4 protein-coding genes and 1 pseudogene are annotated in these 2,460 nt (G+C 41.0%); 4 read left to right on the forward strand and 1 reads right to left on the reverse strand.

The genetic code is table 11. The features are described 5' to 3' along the window. The 4 genes and pseudogenes from AB4496_RS23210 to AB4496_RS23225 all read left to right on the forward strand — a co-directional run. Positions 1 to 161: pseudogene (locus AB4496_RS23210) on the forward strand (phenazine biosynthesis protein PhzF); the annotation flags it as partial. A gap of 70 nt (positions 162 to 231) precedes the next feature. Then, positions 232 to 735 carry a YgjV family protein gene (locus AB4496_RS23215; protein WP_009844950.1) on the forward strand — a complete coding sequence of 168 codons (504 nt, stop codon included), beginning with the start codon at positions 232 to 234 and terminating at the stop codon, positions 733 to 735. Positions 736 to 834: 99 nt separating this feature from the next. Then, entirely contained in the window at positions 835 to 1,149 is a 315-nt protein-coding gene (locus AB4496_RS23220) for a cupin domain-containing protein (RefSeq protein WP_009844951.1), read from the forward strand. A gap of 53 nt (positions 1,150 to 1,202) precedes the next feature. Next, positions 1,203 to 1,670, forward strand: a complete 468-nt coding sequence (locus AB4496_RS23225; protein ID WP_009844952.1) for a GNAT family N-acetyltransferase — start codon at positions 1,203 to 1,205, stop codon at positions 1,668 to 1,670. 127 nt (positions 1,671 to 1,797) lie between these two features. Here the strand turns inward: AB4496_RS23225 and AB4496_RS23230 are convergent, their stop codons facing one another. After that, positions 1,798 to 2,295 (reverse strand): fasciclin domain-containing protein, encoded by a 498-nt coding sequence (locus AB4496_RS23230; protein ID WP_009844953.1) that lies wholly within the window; start codon positions 2,293 to 2,295, stop codon positions 1,798 to 1,800. Between the last annotated feature and the right edge of the window lie 165 nt (positions 2,296 to 2,460).

Consider the following 2,460-nt stretch of genomic DNA (forward strand, 5'->3'; position numbering starts at 1 on the left):
CTCTCACACAATACTGGTCCGAGAAACTAAACAAAGCGCATTTCAATGCTTACCAAGCGTCGCGCCGCGGTGGGTATGTATCGACAGAGCTATTACCGAATGGTCGTATAAAACTGATGGGGTCTGCAACCACCGTAATCAGTGGTACTTTAAAAGTCTAAACTTCAATATCATTCATAAAACAGCAACGTCATAATTTAAATCTGCTAGGTCACTACTTAAGGAATAATCGTGTCAGCTTTTTATCTTTCTCAGGTATTAGTCGCAATTGCTATTTGTTTCGATCTTCTGTCTTTTCAATTTAAAGAGAGGAAGAAAATCGTCACATGCTTGTTTTTTGCAGGCGTTCTTATTTCTAGTCATTTCATTTTGCTCGAACAATGGACGGCGGCAAGTTTGATGATCATCGCGACCATTCGATATTTGACGAGCGTGTTTTCTACGTCACCCAAATTTAAATATTTGTTCAGTTCCATGTCAGTAGTCGCAACGGTTGTGACTTACTCGGGGCTCACTAGCATATTGAGTTGCTTTGCTTCCGTATTTCAAACCTTTGCAGCCTTCAATAAAGATGACCGTCGATTAAGAGAGTTGATGATTATCGGAACTAGCTTTTGGTTGGTTCACAATTACTTAGTTGGTTCTCCAACTGCTGTACTGATGGAAGCGCTATTTATCTGCAGTAACTTGGTTGGCTATTATCGTTTCTATTTCAGAAAAAGTGCTGTGGCTTAGGGCTTATAGCTCAGGAGCTTAGGAACTCAGGAAGCTAGGCTTTAGATAAAACGATAAAACACTGCACCATATTCATCTAACAAGGATTAGGAGAGAGCGATGTCAAATATCTACTCGGATGTGCCTTCGTCAATACCCGACGAAATCTTCAACGACATCATTACTACTGAGAATGTGCGGATTGAAAGAATAATATCTCATGGGCACCGTTCTCCAGAACAAGGTTGGTATGACCAAGATGAAAACGAATGGGTTATGGTGCTAGAGGGGCAAGGTGTTATTGAGTTCGAAGACGGACGTGTCGTTACCTTGTCTAAAGGGGATTACATCAATATTGCCGCGAGAGAGAAGCACAAGGTTGTAGGTACGGATAGAGACGTTGTGACTATTTGGCTAGCTGTGTTTTATCGTTAGTATTGCTATCAAGTAGTGAATAGGTAATCAGCAATACATGAAAGGACTGTGTCGTGGTTAGAATTCGAAATTACCAAGTTAGTGATGCCAAAGCATTATGGGAGATCTATTTCCATACTGTTCGAAATATTAACGTTCGTGACTATTCTCAAGAACAAGTTGAGGCTTGGGCTCCAAGTGACTTTGACTCCGAGGTGTGGGAAAAGTGTCTGCATCGTATCCAACCTTTTGTAGCGGAGTTGGATGGCCACATTGTTGGCTATACTGATTTGCAACCGAATGGGTTGATAGATCACTTCTTTTGTCATCATGAATATCAAGGTAAAGGTGTAGGGCGAGCTTTGATGGAGCATGTATTCGAGATTGGTCGATTTCGTGGTGTATCGAGATACTTCTCTGAGGTGAGTATTACCGCTAGGCCTTTCTATGAGCACCTTGGCTTTAAGTTAGTGAATGAACAAGAAGTCGAAATACGTGGCGTTAAGCTGACTAATTACGTGATGGAGAAAACCACTAAGTAGCCATTAACGTTATGTCTAGTGTAGGTAAAATTGGATATGCTCAACGCTTAGCCCAGTAGGTTAAAAAGGGTGTGAATTGTCACACCCTCAAAGAGTTTGGTTTGCCTGAGACTTTCTTTCTATTTGATTATTTCGGGAGCAAGACCGTATCAATTACGTGGATTACACCATTGCTTGCTTCCACATCAGCCGCAATCACTTTTGCATTGTTAACCATAACCGTGCCATCGCTTACGCTTATCATCACGTTTTGACCTTGGATTGTTGTCGCTTTGTCTATTTTCATAACGTCTGCCGCCATCACTTTCCCTGCGACTACATGATAAGTTAGCACTGCGACTAATTTGTCTTTGTTTTCCGGTTTCAAAAGCATATCGACAGTACCATCTGGCAACTTGGCAAATGCTTCATCGGTTGGTGCGAAAACGGTAAAAGGTCCTTCTCCTTTCAAAGTATCTACAAGTCCACCCGCTTTAACAGCAGCTACAAGTGTATTGAAAGAGCCATTTCCTACTGCGACATCGACGATATCTTTTTTCATCTCATGATGATTGGCGTTAGCGAATGCACTAAAAAAAAGTGCAGCGACAAGAAGAGATAGAGACTTGCTAATTTTATTAATCATGTTGGAATCCTTTGAGTTTGTCCGTTATTTTCGTCAGGTATTACGAAAGGCTCAAAGCGATGGATCAATTTATACCAATCACAGTAAATAAGTGATCAAAAATAGCGCAGGAAAAAAGCTTGAGAACAAGGCTGCTCTTTTCAATAAATAGTTTCGATAAGTAGT

The organism is Vibrio sp. 10N.222.46.A1 (assembly GCF_041473595.1).
Lineage (GTDB): Bacteria > Pseudomonadota > Gammaproteobacteria > Enterobacterales > Vibrionaceae > Vibrio > Vibrio tasmaniensis_A.

Coding starts and splice junctions, on each gene's coding strand:
- AB4496_RS23230 (WP_009844953.1), bottom strand. CDS start 2,295: ATGATTAATAAAATTAGCAAGTCTCTATCTCTTCTTGTCGCTGCACTT.
- AB4496_RS23220 (WP_009844951.1), top strand. CDS start 835: ATGTCAAATATCTACTCGGATGTGCCTTCGTCAATACCCGACGAAATC.